General features: G+C 37.8%; 9 protein-coding genes and 1 CRISPR repeat array. Of the genes, 8 read left to right on the top strand and 1 reads right to left on the bottom strand.

Annotated features, from left to right (window positions below; genetic code table 11):
- The first annotated feature begins 22 nt into the window (after window positions 1–22).
- The 6 genes from AB1I62_RS10075 (at window position 23) to cydC (ending at window position 10110) form a co-directional block, all read left to right on the top strand.
- Window positions 23–2104, top strand: coding sequence for a DNA topoisomerase III (locus AB1I62_RS10075; RefSeq protein ID WP_002388224.1), 2082 nt, complete (start codon window positions 23–25; stop codon window positions 2102–2104).
- An 84-nt stretch (window positions 2105–2188) separates the two neighbouring features.
- Window positions 2189–3052: an AraC family transcriptional regulator gene (locus tag AB1I62_RS10070; RefSeq protein WP_010775958.1), complete on the top strand. Its 864-nt coding sequence runs from the start codon at window positions 2189–2191 to the stop codon at window positions 3050–3052.
- Between the two features lie 157 nt (window positions 3053–3209).
- A CRISPR array of direct repeats spans window positions 3210–3708; the repeat unit is 36 nt; unit sequence GTTTTAGAGTCATGTTGTTTAGAATGGTACCAAAAC.
- Between the two features lie 472 nt (window positions 3709–4180).
- Window positions 4181–5599 (top strand): cytochrome ubiquinol oxidase subunit I, encoded by a 1419-nt coding sequence (locus AB1I62_RS10065; RefSeq protein WP_010707351.1) that lies wholly within the window; start codon window positions 4181–4183, stop codon window positions 5597–5599.
- On the top strand, window positions 5596–6609 hold the full coding sequence (gene cydB, locus AB1I62_RS10060; RefSeq protein ID WP_002356976.1) for a cytochrome d ubiquinol oxidase subunit II: 1014 nt from the start codon (window positions 5596–5598) through the stop codon (window positions 6607–6609). Before AB1I62_RS10065 ends, cydB begins: the two co-directional genes overlap by 4 nt.
- Before the next feature lie 4 nt (window positions 6610–6613).
- Window positions 6614–8347, top strand: a complete 1734-nt coding sequence (gene cydD, locus AB1I62_RS10055) for a thiol reductant ABC exporter subunit CydD (protein ID WP_202250952.1) — start codon at window positions 6614–6616, stop codon at window positions 8345–8347.
- The gene (gene cydC, locus AB1I62_RS10050) at window positions 8344–10110 is read left to right on the top strand and encodes a thiol reductant ABC exporter subunit CydC (RefSeq protein WP_016627602.1); all 1767 of its coding nucleotides are present in this window, start codon (window positions 8344–8346) and stop codon (window positions 10108–10110) included. The genes cydD and cydC overlap by 4 nt, the downstream gene beginning before the upstream one ends.
- Before the next feature lie 79 nt (window positions 10111–10189).
- Here cydC and AB1I62_RS10045 read toward each other — a convergent pair whose 3' ends face one another.
- Window positions 10190–11170 (bottom strand): polyprenyl synthetase family protein, encoded by a 981-nt coding sequence (locus tag AB1I62_RS10045; protein WP_002409792.1) that lies wholly within the window; start codon window positions 11168–11170, stop codon window positions 10190–10192.
- 121 nt (window positions 11171–11291) lie between these two features.
- Here AB1I62_RS10045 and AB1I62_RS10040 point away from each other — a divergent pair, with 121 nt between their 5' ends.
- The gene (locus tag AB1I62_RS10040) at window positions 11292–12197 is read left to right on the top strand and encodes a prenyltransferase (RefSeq protein WP_002360016.1); all 906 of its coding nucleotides are present in this window, start codon (window positions 11292–11294) and stop codon (window positions 12195–12197) included.
- Between the two features lie 28 nt (window positions 12198–12225).
- Window positions 12226–13437, top strand: a complete 1212-nt coding sequence (locus AB1I62_RS10035) for an NAD(P)/FAD-dependent oxidoreductase (RefSeq protein ID WP_002360017.1) — start codon at window positions 12226–12228, stop codon at window positions 13435–13437.
- Window positions 13438–13548 lie beyond the last annotated feature (111 nt).

Raw genomic sequence — 13548 nt, 5'->3', positions numbered from 1 at the left:
CACTCAAAAAGGAGCGAAACTAGTGGTTGCAAAACAATTAATTATTGCTGAAAAACCTAGCGTAGCAAAAGATTTAAGCCGCGTTTTAGGAGCAAATCAAAAAAATAAGAATTATTATGAAGGACCCAACGTGATTGTCACCTGGGCTTTAGGCCATCTCTTAGGACTAAAAATGCCAGAAGATTTAAACAAAGAATGGCAAACGTGGCAAATGGAAACTTTACCGATGATTCCTAAGAATTTAGGGATTAAACCGTTACCGAAAACGGGACATCAATTAAAAGCGATTAAACAATTAGCTAATCGTAAAGATGTTTCTGAAGCCGTGATTGCCACCGATGCTGGTCGTGAAGGTGAATTAGTGGCCCGCTGGATTTTAGAATATGTCCGTTTTAACAAACCAGTCAAACGCTTATGGATTTCATCTCAAACAGACAAAGCCATTAAAGACGGGTTTAAGAAAATTCGCCCAGCGAAAGACTACGATAATTTGTATTACTCTGCCTTGGCGCGCGCAAAAGCTGACTGGTTAGTTGGGCTAAACGTCACACGGGCCTTGACAGTGAAATATCAAGATAACTTATCCGCAGGTCGTGTTCAAACACCAACTTTAGCAATGGTGCGCCAACAAGAAAAAACGATTGAACAATTTAAGCCTCAAACTTATTTTACTATCTCGTTAACTGTTGAATCAGAAAAAGCAAAGATGACCCAAAAAAATCCATACGCTTTGAAAGAACGGCAGGAAGCAGAACAATTAGTCAAAGAACTCTCAAAACAAAAGGGCTTAGTTACCGATATCCAAGAAAAAGTTAAAACAGAAAATGCGCCATTACCATATGATTTAACCGAAATCCAGCGTGAAGCCAATCAGCGATTCCAATTTTCTGCAAAGAAAACGTTATCTCTTGTACAAAGTTTATACGAAACCCATAAAATTGTTTCCTATCCTCGAACTGACAGCAAATATCTAACGACGGATATGAAAGGAACGATGAAAGAGCGCCTTCAAGCTATTGCTGATTTTTCACCAGAAGTGAAAGGCTACCTTAAAAATGGGGCTGTTGTTAAACAACAAAAAGTTTTCCAAAATGCAAAAGTCACGGATCACCATGGGTTGATTCCAACTGAACAACGTCCTCGTTATGAAAAACTAAGCAATGATGAACAAAAAATCTATCAAATGATTGTTCAACGATTCTTAGGTTTGTTTGCTGAGCCAAATCAAACCAAACAAACAAAAGTTACAGTCGCTTTTGGAAAAGAAACATTTGTCTTTCATCAAAATAAAGTAGTTGTTGCTGGCTGGAAAACAACAGCCGAACAGCCGCTATCCACTGTCCAATGGCAAAAAGGCATGACCGTTGCGCCAAACTTTACCATTAACAAAGAATTAACGTCGCCGCCAAAACCATTAACCGAAGGAACGTTGTTAGGAAAAATGGAGAAACACAGTTTAGGCACACCGGCAACGCGAGCTGAAATTATTGAAAAACTGATTAAATCAGAATTGATGGAACGAACCAATAGCGGTTTAAGTGTCTCTGCCAAAGGAAAGCAACTATTAGACTTGGTGAATCCATCACTTGTGACACCTGAACTAACGGAAAAATGGGAAAAATCGCTCGAAGCAATCGCTTCGGGTCAACAAAAGAGTCAACTTTTCTTAAAGGATATTGAAGAGGATACGAAAAAATTAGTCCGTGAAATTAAACAAAGCGAGAAAAAATATCAAGATTTTTCCATTACGCAAAAAAAATGTCCAGATTGTGGCTCAAACTTACGGGAAAAAAATACGAAAGATGGGAAGATTTACGTTTGTACAAACCAAGAATGTTCTTATCGTCGGCGAAAAGATCCTAAAGTATCCAATCACCGTTGCCCACAATGCCATAAAAAAATGGTCATCATAGAAGGAAAAAATGGTCGTTCTTTCAAATGTAAATTCTGTTCGATTACTGAAAAAATTCCCGATAAAAAAGAACGAAAACAAAAAATGACTAAACATGAAGAACGTCGTTTGATGAAAAAATATTCACAACCAGACGAACCAGAAGAAAGTGCTTTAGCACAGGCTTTAAAAGCCGCTATGAACCAAGAGTAGCAATTTGACGAATGTTGACTCTAAATAATCAAGTCATCCTTGTTGGTCTTTAGTAAACTTTCAAATAGAAAGAGAGGGACACGGATGCTCGCAAATTTAAATCAAGCAATGGATTATATTGAAGAACATTTAACGGAAGAAGTATCCTTCGATGAATTGGCAAAAAAGACAGGGATTTCTGTTTACCATTTTAAACGAACTTTTTCGTTTATTGCGGGGATGAGTCTGGCTGAATATATTAAAAAGAGACGTTTGGCGGAAGCAAATTTAGCATTACTTGCTGGTGAAAAAGTGACAGATGTAGCTTTTAAATATGGTTATCAAAGTATTGAAGGATTCTCAAGAGCCTTTCGCGATTGGTCAGGACAAGCCCCTTCTGAAGTAATGAAAACACAAATCCAAAAAACGTTCCCTAAATTCTCTTTCTATATTGATATTAAAGGAGGACAATCAATGGATGTTAAATTGATTGAAAAACCAGCGTTTCAAATAGTCGGAGTTAGTCAGAAGGTTCCCTTGCAGTATCAAGGGGAAAATCAAGCAATCATGGAATTAGCACAGCGCATTACACCACAACAACGAGCGGAAATGCATACATTTGATGACATATATCCTCATCAAGTAGTAAATGCTTCTTTTGACTTTCAAGAGGGACGAACAACAGAAGGTGGAGAAATGACACACATGATTGGCTTTGCCACTTTGCAAGAAAATACCTATGAAGATTTGGAGCAACTAAGCGTACCTGCTCATACATGGGCGGTTTTTCCAAATGAAGGTCCTTTCCCACAAACTTTACAAGAAACCTGGGCAAGGATATTCTCTGAATGGTTGCCTTCATCTGGTTACCAAGTCGTTGCAGCACCAGAAATTTCGTTTACGCAATATCAAGGACCAGCAGAAGCTAAGTATAGTGAAATCTGGCTCGCTGTTACAGCTACTAAATAAAGAAAAACCACCATTGAAAAATGGTGGGTTTTTCCGCCAAGAAGGAGAAAGTTTGGTATAATAAACGTGAAGAAAAAAATCAGACCTTCTAAACTGAAATCTAGCTATGGATAAGTGATGCGAATACGGAATCATGGAGAAAAAATACTTCTCCGAGGTTTTAGAGTCATGTTGTTTAGAATGGTACCAAAACTTCCATTTTATTCAACCTCCTAAAAACAGGGTTTTAGAGTCATGTTGTTTAGAATGGTACCAAAACTAATTGACCTACTTTGATGGCCGTCGAAGTGTTTTAGAGTCATGTTGTTTAGAATGGTACCAAAACTGCCAACGTTGCAGAAGCAGCAGGGCAGTTGTTTTAGAGTCATGTTGTTTAGAATGGTACCAAAACCTAAATCAGCGCTTTTTATCTCTGCCATTAGTTTTAGAGTCATGTTGTTTGGAATGGTACCAAAACAACAAACGTTTCCTGAATTGGTTTTAGGATGTTTTAGAGTCATGTTGTTTGGAATGGTACCAAAACTCAACCAGCTAACAATTCAGGAAGTAATGTGTTTTAGAGTCATTTTGTTTAGAATGGTACCAAAACTTAATTTTTCGACAGTCGAGAAATTCCTTTGGTTTTAGAGTCATGTTGTTTAGAATGGTACCAAAACCTGCCAGATTTCAGAGCGGATGAGCTGCCTGTTTTATAGCCATGTTGTTAAAAAACAAACTATCACCTCAAGCAATCCGTAATTTTCATCACAAGATTAGAATTTTTATCATCAAAGACGAGCTGCTTCAATTTTCGAAAACTAATCAAGTGATAAGTCAAAATGTTGATAGATTGAGATTAGTTCTTCCTTTTTTTAGGAAGGGCTTTTTTTATTGATAGAAGAAAGGGAAGAAATCTTGGTAGCACCTAAAAAAATTGTGAGAAATGCTTCTGTATTGTTTGGTTTCTGCCTCAGAAAGTTGTATACTTAGATTGGAATTATTCTATATTACATGCATTTTCACACTTTTTGGAAAAGTTCACTTGAATTTTCTTTTAGTTTCGTAGATAAAAGGAGTCATCGCTAATGGAAATGAACAATTCAGGTAAGCTTGTTTCTTTGTGTGGAGGCAAATCAGGGAGGAAATAATATGTTTGATATTGTAACATTGGCGAGAATCCAATTTGCGATGACAACAGTTTTCCACTTTTTCTTCGTACCGTTTTCAATAGGATTAGCACTTGTTGTAGCAATTATGGAAACAATGTACGTTGTGAAAAAAGAGGAACGTTATCGTAAAATGGCCAAGTTTTGGGGAAATATATTCCTATTAAGCTTCGCTGTTGGGGTTGTAACCGGGATTATTCAAGAATTTCAGTTTGGGATGAACTGGTCTGACTATTCTCGATTCGTCGGAGATATTTTTGGGGCACCGTTGGCGGTAGAAGCGCTCTTAGCTTTCTTCTTAGAGTCAACATTCTTAGGTTTATGGATCTTTACTTGGGATAAAATGAATCCGAAAGTTCACGTAACCTTTATCTGGTTAGTCGTATTCGGTTCAATGATGTCTGCTTTCTGGATTTTAGTTGCCAATAGTTTTATGCAACATCCAGTAGGTTATGTCATCAATAATGGCCGTGCTGAAATGGTGGACTTTGTAGCTGTCATCAGCAATCCAAAAGTTTGGTATGAATTTTCACATGTTATCATGGGCGCCTTTACATTGGGCGGCATGGCAGTAGCTGGTATGGCTGCTTTCCAATTGTTGAAAAAACGGGATATTTCATTCCACAAAGCATCTATGCGCATTGGCTTATGGGTTACTTTGTTCGGTTCAATCGGCGTTTTATTAGCTGGCGACTTGCAAATGAAAGCTCTAATTGAAGGACAACCAATGAAATTTGCGGCGATGGAGGGGGCCTATGAAGACTCTGATGATCCTGCTGCTTGGACATTGATTGCTTGGGCAGATGAACGAGAACATAAACAAGTTTTTGGTATCGATATTCCATATATGCTAAGTATTTTATCGTATAATAAATTATCAGGTTCGGTTGATGGGATGGATACAGTCAACAAGCGCTTGGTAGAAAAATATGGGGATGATAAAAATTATTATCCACCAGTTAACACTTTATTCTGGAGCTTCCGTATCATGGCTGGTTTTGGTGCCTTAATGTTATTGGTTGCTGCCTTAGGACTATTCTTTACAAGGAAGAAAAAACCATCTCTGTACGAGAAGAAATGGATGCTGTGGGTTGTTGCTTTATGTACGTTCGCACCATTCCTTGCGAATACAACAGGTTGGTTAGTCACTGAATTAGGTCGTTATCCGTGGACTGTCTATGGACTATTTACGATTGAACAAAGTGTTTCACCAAATGTATCGGTTGCTTCATTAATTACGTCAAATGTCATTTATTTCTTATTATTTGCTGGTTTAGGTAGTGTCATGGTTTACTTGGTCATTTTAGAATTACGTAAAGGACCAGACTATGAAGCGAAAAAATTAGCGAAAGAAAATGAACCAGCGTTGGATCCATTTGATAAGGGGGTATTTGGCGAATGAGTACACTACAATTATTATGGTTTGTCCTTATCGGCGTCTTGTTCTCAGGTTTCTTCTTCTTAGAAGGATTTGACTTTGGTGTTGGAATGGCCGTTCAAACGTTGGCACACAATGACGACGAAAAAGATCAAGTCGTTGCAACAATTGGACCTGTTTGGGACGGAAACGAAGTTTGGCTATTAACAGCGGGCGGCGCAATGTTTGCCTCTTTCCCATATTGGTATGCTTCATTATTTAGTGGCTACTATTTAATTCTATTTACGATTTTATTTGGCTTAATTATTCGCGGAGTTTCCTTTGAATTCCGCCACAACATGCCGGAAGGTAAACGTCGTCGGATGTGGAACTGGACGCTATCAATTGGTAGTTTCCTTGTACCGTTCTTCTTTGGTATTTTGTTTATCAGCTTAGTCCAAGGGATGCCTTTAGATGCAAACGGCAATATGCATGCGCAATTTACGGATTATTTTAATCTGTTTTCAATTGTTGGTGGAGTAGCCTTAACATTACTTTGCTACTTACACGGCATGAACTATATTGCTTTAAAAACAGAAGGCCCAATTCGTGAACGTGCTCGAAATTATGCAGAAATCTTATACGGCGTTTTATATGTCGGTTTAGTTGTTTTTGCAGTGTTGATGTACTTCAAAACGGACTTTTATGAAAAGAACTTTGCGGTCACTTTAATTTTAACGTTAGCAATTGTGGTCTTAACGGTCATTGCTAATGTTGGGGTGTTTAAACGCAAAGAGATGTTAGCTTTTCTAGCGAGTGGTTTAACATTAGTTGTACTAGTTGCTCTCTTGTTCAGTGGCTTGTTCCCACGTGTTATGATTGGTAGTGAAGGTTTTGATTTGTTGATTAAAGATGCAACAAGCACACCATATACACTAAAAATTATGACGTGGATTTCTTTAAGCATTTTACCATTCGTGTTAGCTTATACTGCTTGGTCCTATTATATTTTCAGAAAACGTATTTCACAGACAGCCGTACCAGAGGGGTATTAAATCTATGATTGATAAAGACATCTTACAGATGCCTAAAATCAAAAAAATTCTTGTCTTGCTTGCAGGTTTTTCTTTCCTGCAAGCAGTCTTTATAATTGGGCAAGCTTTTTTTCTTTCAAAAGCCATTGTCGGCCTTTGGAGTGGCGGGCATCTTAACCAACAACTACAGAGTATTTTACTCTTTTTTATTTTTTATCTTGGTCGACATGTTATTACGTATTTTCGTGAGAGAATGCTCGATACATTTAGTTATGAACGCTCGAAAGAATTACGCGAACAATTATTAACCAAAATTTTCCGTTTGGGGCCAAATGTTGTTCAAAAAAATGGGACTGGAAATATGGTTACCATGGCTTTAGAAGGCATCAGTCAAACCGAAAATTATTTACAATTGATTTTGACAAAAATGATGAATATGATGATTATTCCTTGGATTATTTTGGCCTTTGTTTTTACACAAGATATTCGTTCAGGCGTAACATTGCTGATTGTTTTTCCGATTATTATTATTTTTATGATTGTGTTAGGTTATGCAGCACAAAGTAAAGCGGACAAGCAATATGCGGCGTTTCAAATGCTTTCCAATCATTTTATTGATTCCTTGCGAGGAATTGACACGCTGAAACTGTTTGGGTTGAGCAAAAAATATGCTGGAAGTATTTACCATACAAGTGAACGATTCAGAAAAGCGACCATGAGTACATTGAAAATTGCTATTTTATCAACCTTTGCGTTAGACTTTTTTACGACATTATCGGTAGCTGTTGTGGCAGTTTTCCTTGGATTAAGTTTATTAAACGGCACGATTTTATTATTTCCTGCCTTGGTTACTTTAATTTTAGCACCTGAGTTCTTTTTACCGATTCGTGATTTTTCAAGTGATTATCATGCAACCTTAGATGGAAAAAACTCTTTTCAAGCGATCCAAGCGGTATTAGCATTGCCAGAAGCAGAACAGACCGATGTGCTCACGTTAGATGATTGGCATCAAGAAAGTCAGTTGTCAGTCACAGCGTTAAATTTTTCCTATGAAGATGCAACGCAAGAAGCGATTCAATCGTTGCAATTTTCTGTTGATGGTCGCAAAAAGATTGGAATTATTGGGGCGAGTGGTTCTGGTAAGTCAACGTTAATTAATTTATTAAGTGGCTTTTTATTGCCAACAGAAGAAACGAGTCAATTGGCGATAAATGGTCAGACGATTCCACATTTTTTACAAAAAGACTGGCAAAAACAAATCCTTTATATTCCGCAAGCACCATATATTTTCCAAGATACTTTGGCAAACAATATTCGCTTTTATACACCTGAAGCAACAGATGAGGCGATTCAGCAAGCGATTCAGTTAGTTGGCTTAGAAGAGCTAGTTAAAGATCTTCCCGAAGGAATTCATACCTTGATTGGGGAAAGTGGTCGAATGTTAAGTGGGGGACAAGCGCAACGAGTAGCGTTGGCCCGCGCCTTTGTCGATCAAAAACGCCACGTCTTGCTGTTTGATGAGCCGACAGCGCATTTGGATATTGAAACAGAAGTTGAAATGAAAGAGCGCATGTTGCCATTAATGAACAATCATCTCGTCTTCTTTGCGACACATCGTCTTCATTGGATGGAAGAAATGGATTACATTTTAGTGATGGAAAAAGGTCAATTAGTGGAACAAGGAACGCTAGCAGAGTTGATTGAAAAAGATGGCTACTATGTTCAATTAATGAAGCAAATTAGAGGAGGACGCCAATGATGGAAAAACAGCCGACAACGAAAGACGTTTGGAAAAACGATCAATGGGTTCGTCCTTTCTTAAAACGCTATAAAAAAACCTTGTATTTTGCCTTACTTTTAGGCTTCTTGACGTTCTTTAGTGCAGGGGCATTAATGTTTACGTCTGGTTACTTAATCAGTCGTGCGGCTTCCTTACCAGAGAATATTTTATTAATTTATATTCCCATTGTTTTAACAAGAGCATTTGGGATTGGCCGTCCTGTTTTTCGTTATGTGGAACGTCTAACGAGTCATAACTGGGTGTTAAAAATGACCTCTGATCTGCGCTTGAAACTTTATAATGTGCTAGAAAAAGATGCGATTTTCTTTAAGACAAAATATCGCACTGGGGATATCTTAGGTTTGCTTTCGGAGGATATTAATCATATCCAAAACTTGTATTTACGAACGATTTTCCCAACCGTTATTGCTTGGATTTTGTATATCTTTTTAGTGATTGCATTAGGTTTCTTTTCTTGGTGGTTTGCTTTATGCATGTTACTGATGTTAGGAGTGGTTGTTTTTCTATTACCACTTGTTTCAGTTCTAGTGAATGGTGCGCGTCAAGAAAAACATAAATATGCCAAAAATGAGTTATATCAAACACTAACCGACAATATTCTAGGTGTGTCTGATTGGGTATTTAGTCAACGTGGCTCTGAATTCGTTGCTCGTTATGAAACAGATGAAGCGAATGTTCGTGCATTAGATGAAAAAATGAAGCAATTTAACCGTGGCCGAGACTTTGTTTTACAACTTCTGTTTGGCGTGATTGCGATTGCTGTCTTAGCTTGGACTAGTGTGCGGTTTCCAGGTAATCATGGGGGCGCAGCCAATTGGATTGGTGCCTTTGTTTTAACCGTTTTTCCGTTAATTGATGCCTTTGCTCCGCTACCTGCTGCAGCACAGGAAACAACGATTTATAAGGATTCCATTCGTCGTTTTAATGAGCTTCCTGAAGGGGAAGATGACTCAACAGAAGCGCCTGTTCAGCCAAATGGCACCAGTTTATCGATAGAACATTTGTCTTTTGCATATGAAAATCAAGAGAAAAAGGTATTAAATGACTTATCGTTAACAATTCCTGAAAAACAAAAATTAGCGATTTTAGGGCGCAGTGGTTCCGGAAAGAGTACGTTGGCTTCGCTCATTCGTGGTGATTTACGGCCTACTTCGGGAGAAATCCTTTTAGGAAACATCCCAACTGAGGCATTTGGTGAGACGATGACTGAGTATATTGGGGTTATGCACCAAGCACCGTACCTATTTCGAACAACCATTTTAAATAATATTCGGATTGGTAGAGAAGAAGCAAGCGAAGCAGAAGTTTGGGCGGTTTTAGAAAAAGTTGGCTTAAAAGAAATGGTTACCCAATTACCAGAAGGTTTACAAACAATGGTAGATGAAGCAGGTTTGCGTTTTTCTGGTGGCGAACGACATCGCTTGGCACTAGCGCGGATTCTTTTGCAAGATACACCGATTGTGTTATTAGACGAACCAACTACTGGTTTAGATCCAATTACAGAACAGCAATTGCTGGAAACCTTTTTTGAGGCATTAAAAGATAAAACCGTCATCTGGATTACCCACCATTTGCAAGGCGTAACTTTGATGGATCAAGTGATCTTTATTGAAGATGGCCAATTAGAGATGAGTGGTACACCAGAAGAATTACTTGCAACCAATGCGCATTATCAAAAACTTTACCGAATTGATCGTGGCATTAGTTCTTTCGAAGAATAAAAAAACGACTGGTTGTTGATTAAAGCAAACAATCAGTCGTTTTTCTATTTCAATTAATGGCAATTCTTCCATAAAACGTTTAAAATGAACGATGTAATAAGAGCTCAGTTAAGGAAAGTAAGGTTTCTTTTGCTGTGCCATCAGGCAATTGTTGAATATCAGTGATTGCTTTGTTGGTTACTTTTTTAGCAAAAGCTTGTGCTTCTGTAACGCCATGATAGTCGTTGACTAGCGCCGCAACTTCAGCTGCCTCTTCTAAGGTAATGGCGCGTCCTTTATCCAAATAAGGGCTGAATACGTCAGGTGCTGCTTGATAAGCGAAGAGAAGAGGTAACGTATAAACACCTTGTGACAAGTCTTCTAAAGCGGGCTTTTTCAAGGTTTCCGTGTCGGCAGTATAATCTAAAATATCGTCATAGACTTGAAAAGCAATGCCAATATGACGGCCAATTCGTTTAGCTAAACGTTGGACTTCTTTTGAACTATGACCGAAATAGGCCCCTTCAAGACAGCTTAGTGAAAAAAGTTCGGCTGTTTTGCCGTTGACACTTCTTAAATAAGCAGGAATCGACATGCGGCGGTCAAATCGATGACTCATTTGATCGAGTTCACCAAGTAATAACCGTTTCATTCCTTGTGCATTGATTTTCATAAATTCAGAGCCATTCATGGCATCTGCAATCAAAGTAAAGAATTCAGTGAATAGTAAATCACCTGTGTAAACAGCCACGTCTTTACCATATTGTGATTGAATAGTCACAGCGCCTCGGCGCAATGGAGAATCGTCAATAATGTCATCGTGAATCAACGTAGCCATATGTAGGATTTCCAAAGATGCAGCTATTTTTAATAGTTGTTGTTTCTCTTGTTTTTCTTCATCACCCAGTTGAGCAAAAAGAAAGAAAAAAGCGGGGCGTAATAATTTGCCGCCAGAACGAGCCAAAGATACTAAGGCTTCTTCAATGTCTTCGTTGCGTGTATGCAACGTTTGTTCAATTAATTCACATGTTTCCGTTAAAGAACGTTCAACGTCAGGAAACGACTTCCAAAATGTGTTCATAAATATACTACGATCCTTTCAGTGGTTCAATACTATTTGATTGTATACGAATTGGCGACAGAAATACAGTAATTAAGTTTTAAAAGTAACAAAGTTTGTAAAAAAGTAGCGGAGGGATAGTTTGAATCGAGAAATATTTTTTGAATTAGTAGAATTAAAAGCAAAAACAGCTAGTGTTTTGCCGTTTTTGTTAGGAATTTGTTTTAGTTGGTATCAATATGGGCGGCTCCATGTTGGTTATGTTTTAATTTTTTTCATTGCGATGTTTATTTTTAATATGGCGGTCGATATTTTAGATAATTATAATGATTACCATCATGCCACAGAAGTTCATGATTATAAGGAAAAAACGAATATTATCGGTCGAGAAAATTTATCTTTGCCATTAATACGCAAAATGATTTTTTGGATGATTCTCGTTTCTGCTTTAATGGGGATTGGGTTGTCATTTATTGTTGGCTGGCCGTTATTAATTATGGGTCTTTATTGTTACTTAATTGGTATTTTTTATTCATCAGGACCGAAACCTTTGTCCAGTCTACCATTAGGGGAAGTTTTCTCAGGATTTACAATGGGGTTCATGATTACCCTTATTTGTGTCTACATTAATACGTTTGAAGTTTTCAATTGGTCAGCAGCTAATTTATGGGGGATTTTCTTAGTCGCTTTACCTAACACTTGTTACATTGCTAACTTAATGTTAGCAAATAATATCTGTGACTTAGAGGAAGATGAAAATAACAAGAGATATACATTAGTTCATTACCTTGGCAAAGCAAGTTCTTTGAAATTATTCGTCGGATTAAATACAATAGCAATGTTAGCCATTTTGTTAGCTGTCGGTTTAGGATTAACCCCGCCAACAATGTTACTCATGCTTTTAACTTTACCTTTTGTACGGAAACAAACCCAAGCCTTACTGAAGGAACAAGTGAAGAGTAAAACATTTGTTTGTGCTGTGAAGATCTTAGCTGTGGGAGCAACTGCACAAGTGCTATTTTTTGCCATAGGTTTGTGGTGGCTGTAAATTTTTTATAGAGTGGAAGGGAATCAAAATGAATAAGAAACATGTTGTTATTTTAGGTGCTGGTTACGCAGGCTTAAAAACATTACGCGAATTACAAAAAGGCGCCAAAGACGTCGAAATTACTTTAGTGGATCGTAACAACTATCACTACGAAGCAACGGATTTGCATGAAGTTGCTGCTGGAACACAACCAGCTGAAAAAATCACATACAATATTATGGATGTTGTCGATGAAAAAATGACCACCTTTATCCAAGGAACAGTTAAAACAATTGATGCTGCAACACAAACAGTTGCTTTAGAAGATGGCCAAACAATCAATTATGATTACTTAGTTGTTTCTCTTGGGTTTGAATCAGAATCATTTGGTATCCCTGGTGTGCAAGAACATGCTCTACAAATGGTAGATGTGAAAACGGCTTTAAACGTGTATGAACATATCCAAGAACAAATGCGTCAATACAAAGCAACTCAAAACGAAGAATTCTTAAAAATTGTTGTCTGCGGAGCAGGCTTTACAGGGATTGAATTATTAGGTTCTCTTGTTGAAAACAAACCAAAATTTGCTGAAATCGCAGGTGTCTCAGCAGATCAAATCCAAATTTATTGTGTCGAAGCAGTTACTCGCCTATTGCCGATGTTTAACGAAAAACTTGCGAACTATGGTGTGCAATTATTAAAAGATTCAGCTATTCATTTATTATTAGGTAAACCGATTAAAGAAATCAAACCAGGCGCAGTTGTTTATCAAGATAACGAAGCAGGCGACTTGGCAGAACTTTCTGCTAAAACAATTATTTGGACAACGGGTGTTAGTGGAAGCCACGTTGTAGGCGATTCTGGATTTGAAGCTCGTCGTGGTCGTGTCATGGTTCAACCAGATTTAACAGATGCGAACCATAGCAACGTCTATATTATTGGTGACTGCTCAGCAGTGATGGATACAGAAACTAATCGACCTTACCCAACGACAGCACAAATCGCCTTGAAAATGGGAGCGCATGCTGCTAAAAATATTCAAGCACAATTGAAAGGGGAAGCAACTAAACCTTTCAGCTTTAAATCACAAGGTTCTGTTTGTTCTGTCGGAAATACACGTGCTTTAGGAATTGTTGGTAAAACAGACATTAAAGGATACCCAGCTTCATTCATGAAAAAAATTATCATGAACAAAGCGCTCTTTGAAACAGGTGGTACCAAAGAAATGATGGCTAAAGGTCGTTTCGACTTATACCATTAAGAATCAGCAAAATAAGAAATAATGGAACAGTGGTCAAGAGACCATTGTTCCATTTTTCTTAAATGAAAGTTTTAAAAAAATTTCCATGATTTTTCAAGTAAAATGAGGTGG

The sequence above is a fragment of the Enterococcus sp. AN402 genome (assembly GCF_040719405.1).
GTDB lineage: Bacteria > Bacillota > Bacilli > Lactobacillales > Enterococcaceae > Enterococcus > Enterococcus faecalis.
This window is presented reverse-complemented; position numbering and strand designations above follow the sequence as displayed.

Bases quoted from the DNA above. Each gene is read 5' to 3' on its own strand.
- AB1I62_RS10065 (WP_010707351.1), top strand. From the start codon at position 4,181: ATGTTTGATATTGTAACATTGGCGAGAATCCAATTTGCGATGACAACA.
- cydC (WP_016627602.1), top strand. From the start codon at position 8,344: ATGATGGAAAAACAGCCGACAACGAAAGACGTTTGGAAAAACGATCAA.
- AB1I62_RS10035 (WP_002360017.1), top strand. From the start codon at position 12,226: ATGAATAAGAAACATGTTGTTATTTTAGGTGCTGGTTACGCAGGCTTA.
- cydB (WP_002356976.1), top strand. From the start codon at position 5,596: ATGAGTACACTACAATTATTATGGTTTGTCCTTATCGGCGTCTTGTTC.
- AB1I62_RS10070 (WP_010775958.1), top strand. From the start codon at position 2,189: ATGCTCGCAAATTTAAATCAAGCAATGGATTATATTGAAGAACATTTA.
- cydD (WP_202250952.1), top strand. From the start codon at position 6,614: ATGATTGATAAAGACATCTTACAGATGCCTAAAATCAAAAAAATTCTT.
- AB1I62_RS10045 (WP_002409792.1), bottom strand. From the start codon at position 11,170: ATGAACACATTTTGGAAGTCGTTTCCTGACGTTGAACGTTCTTTAACG.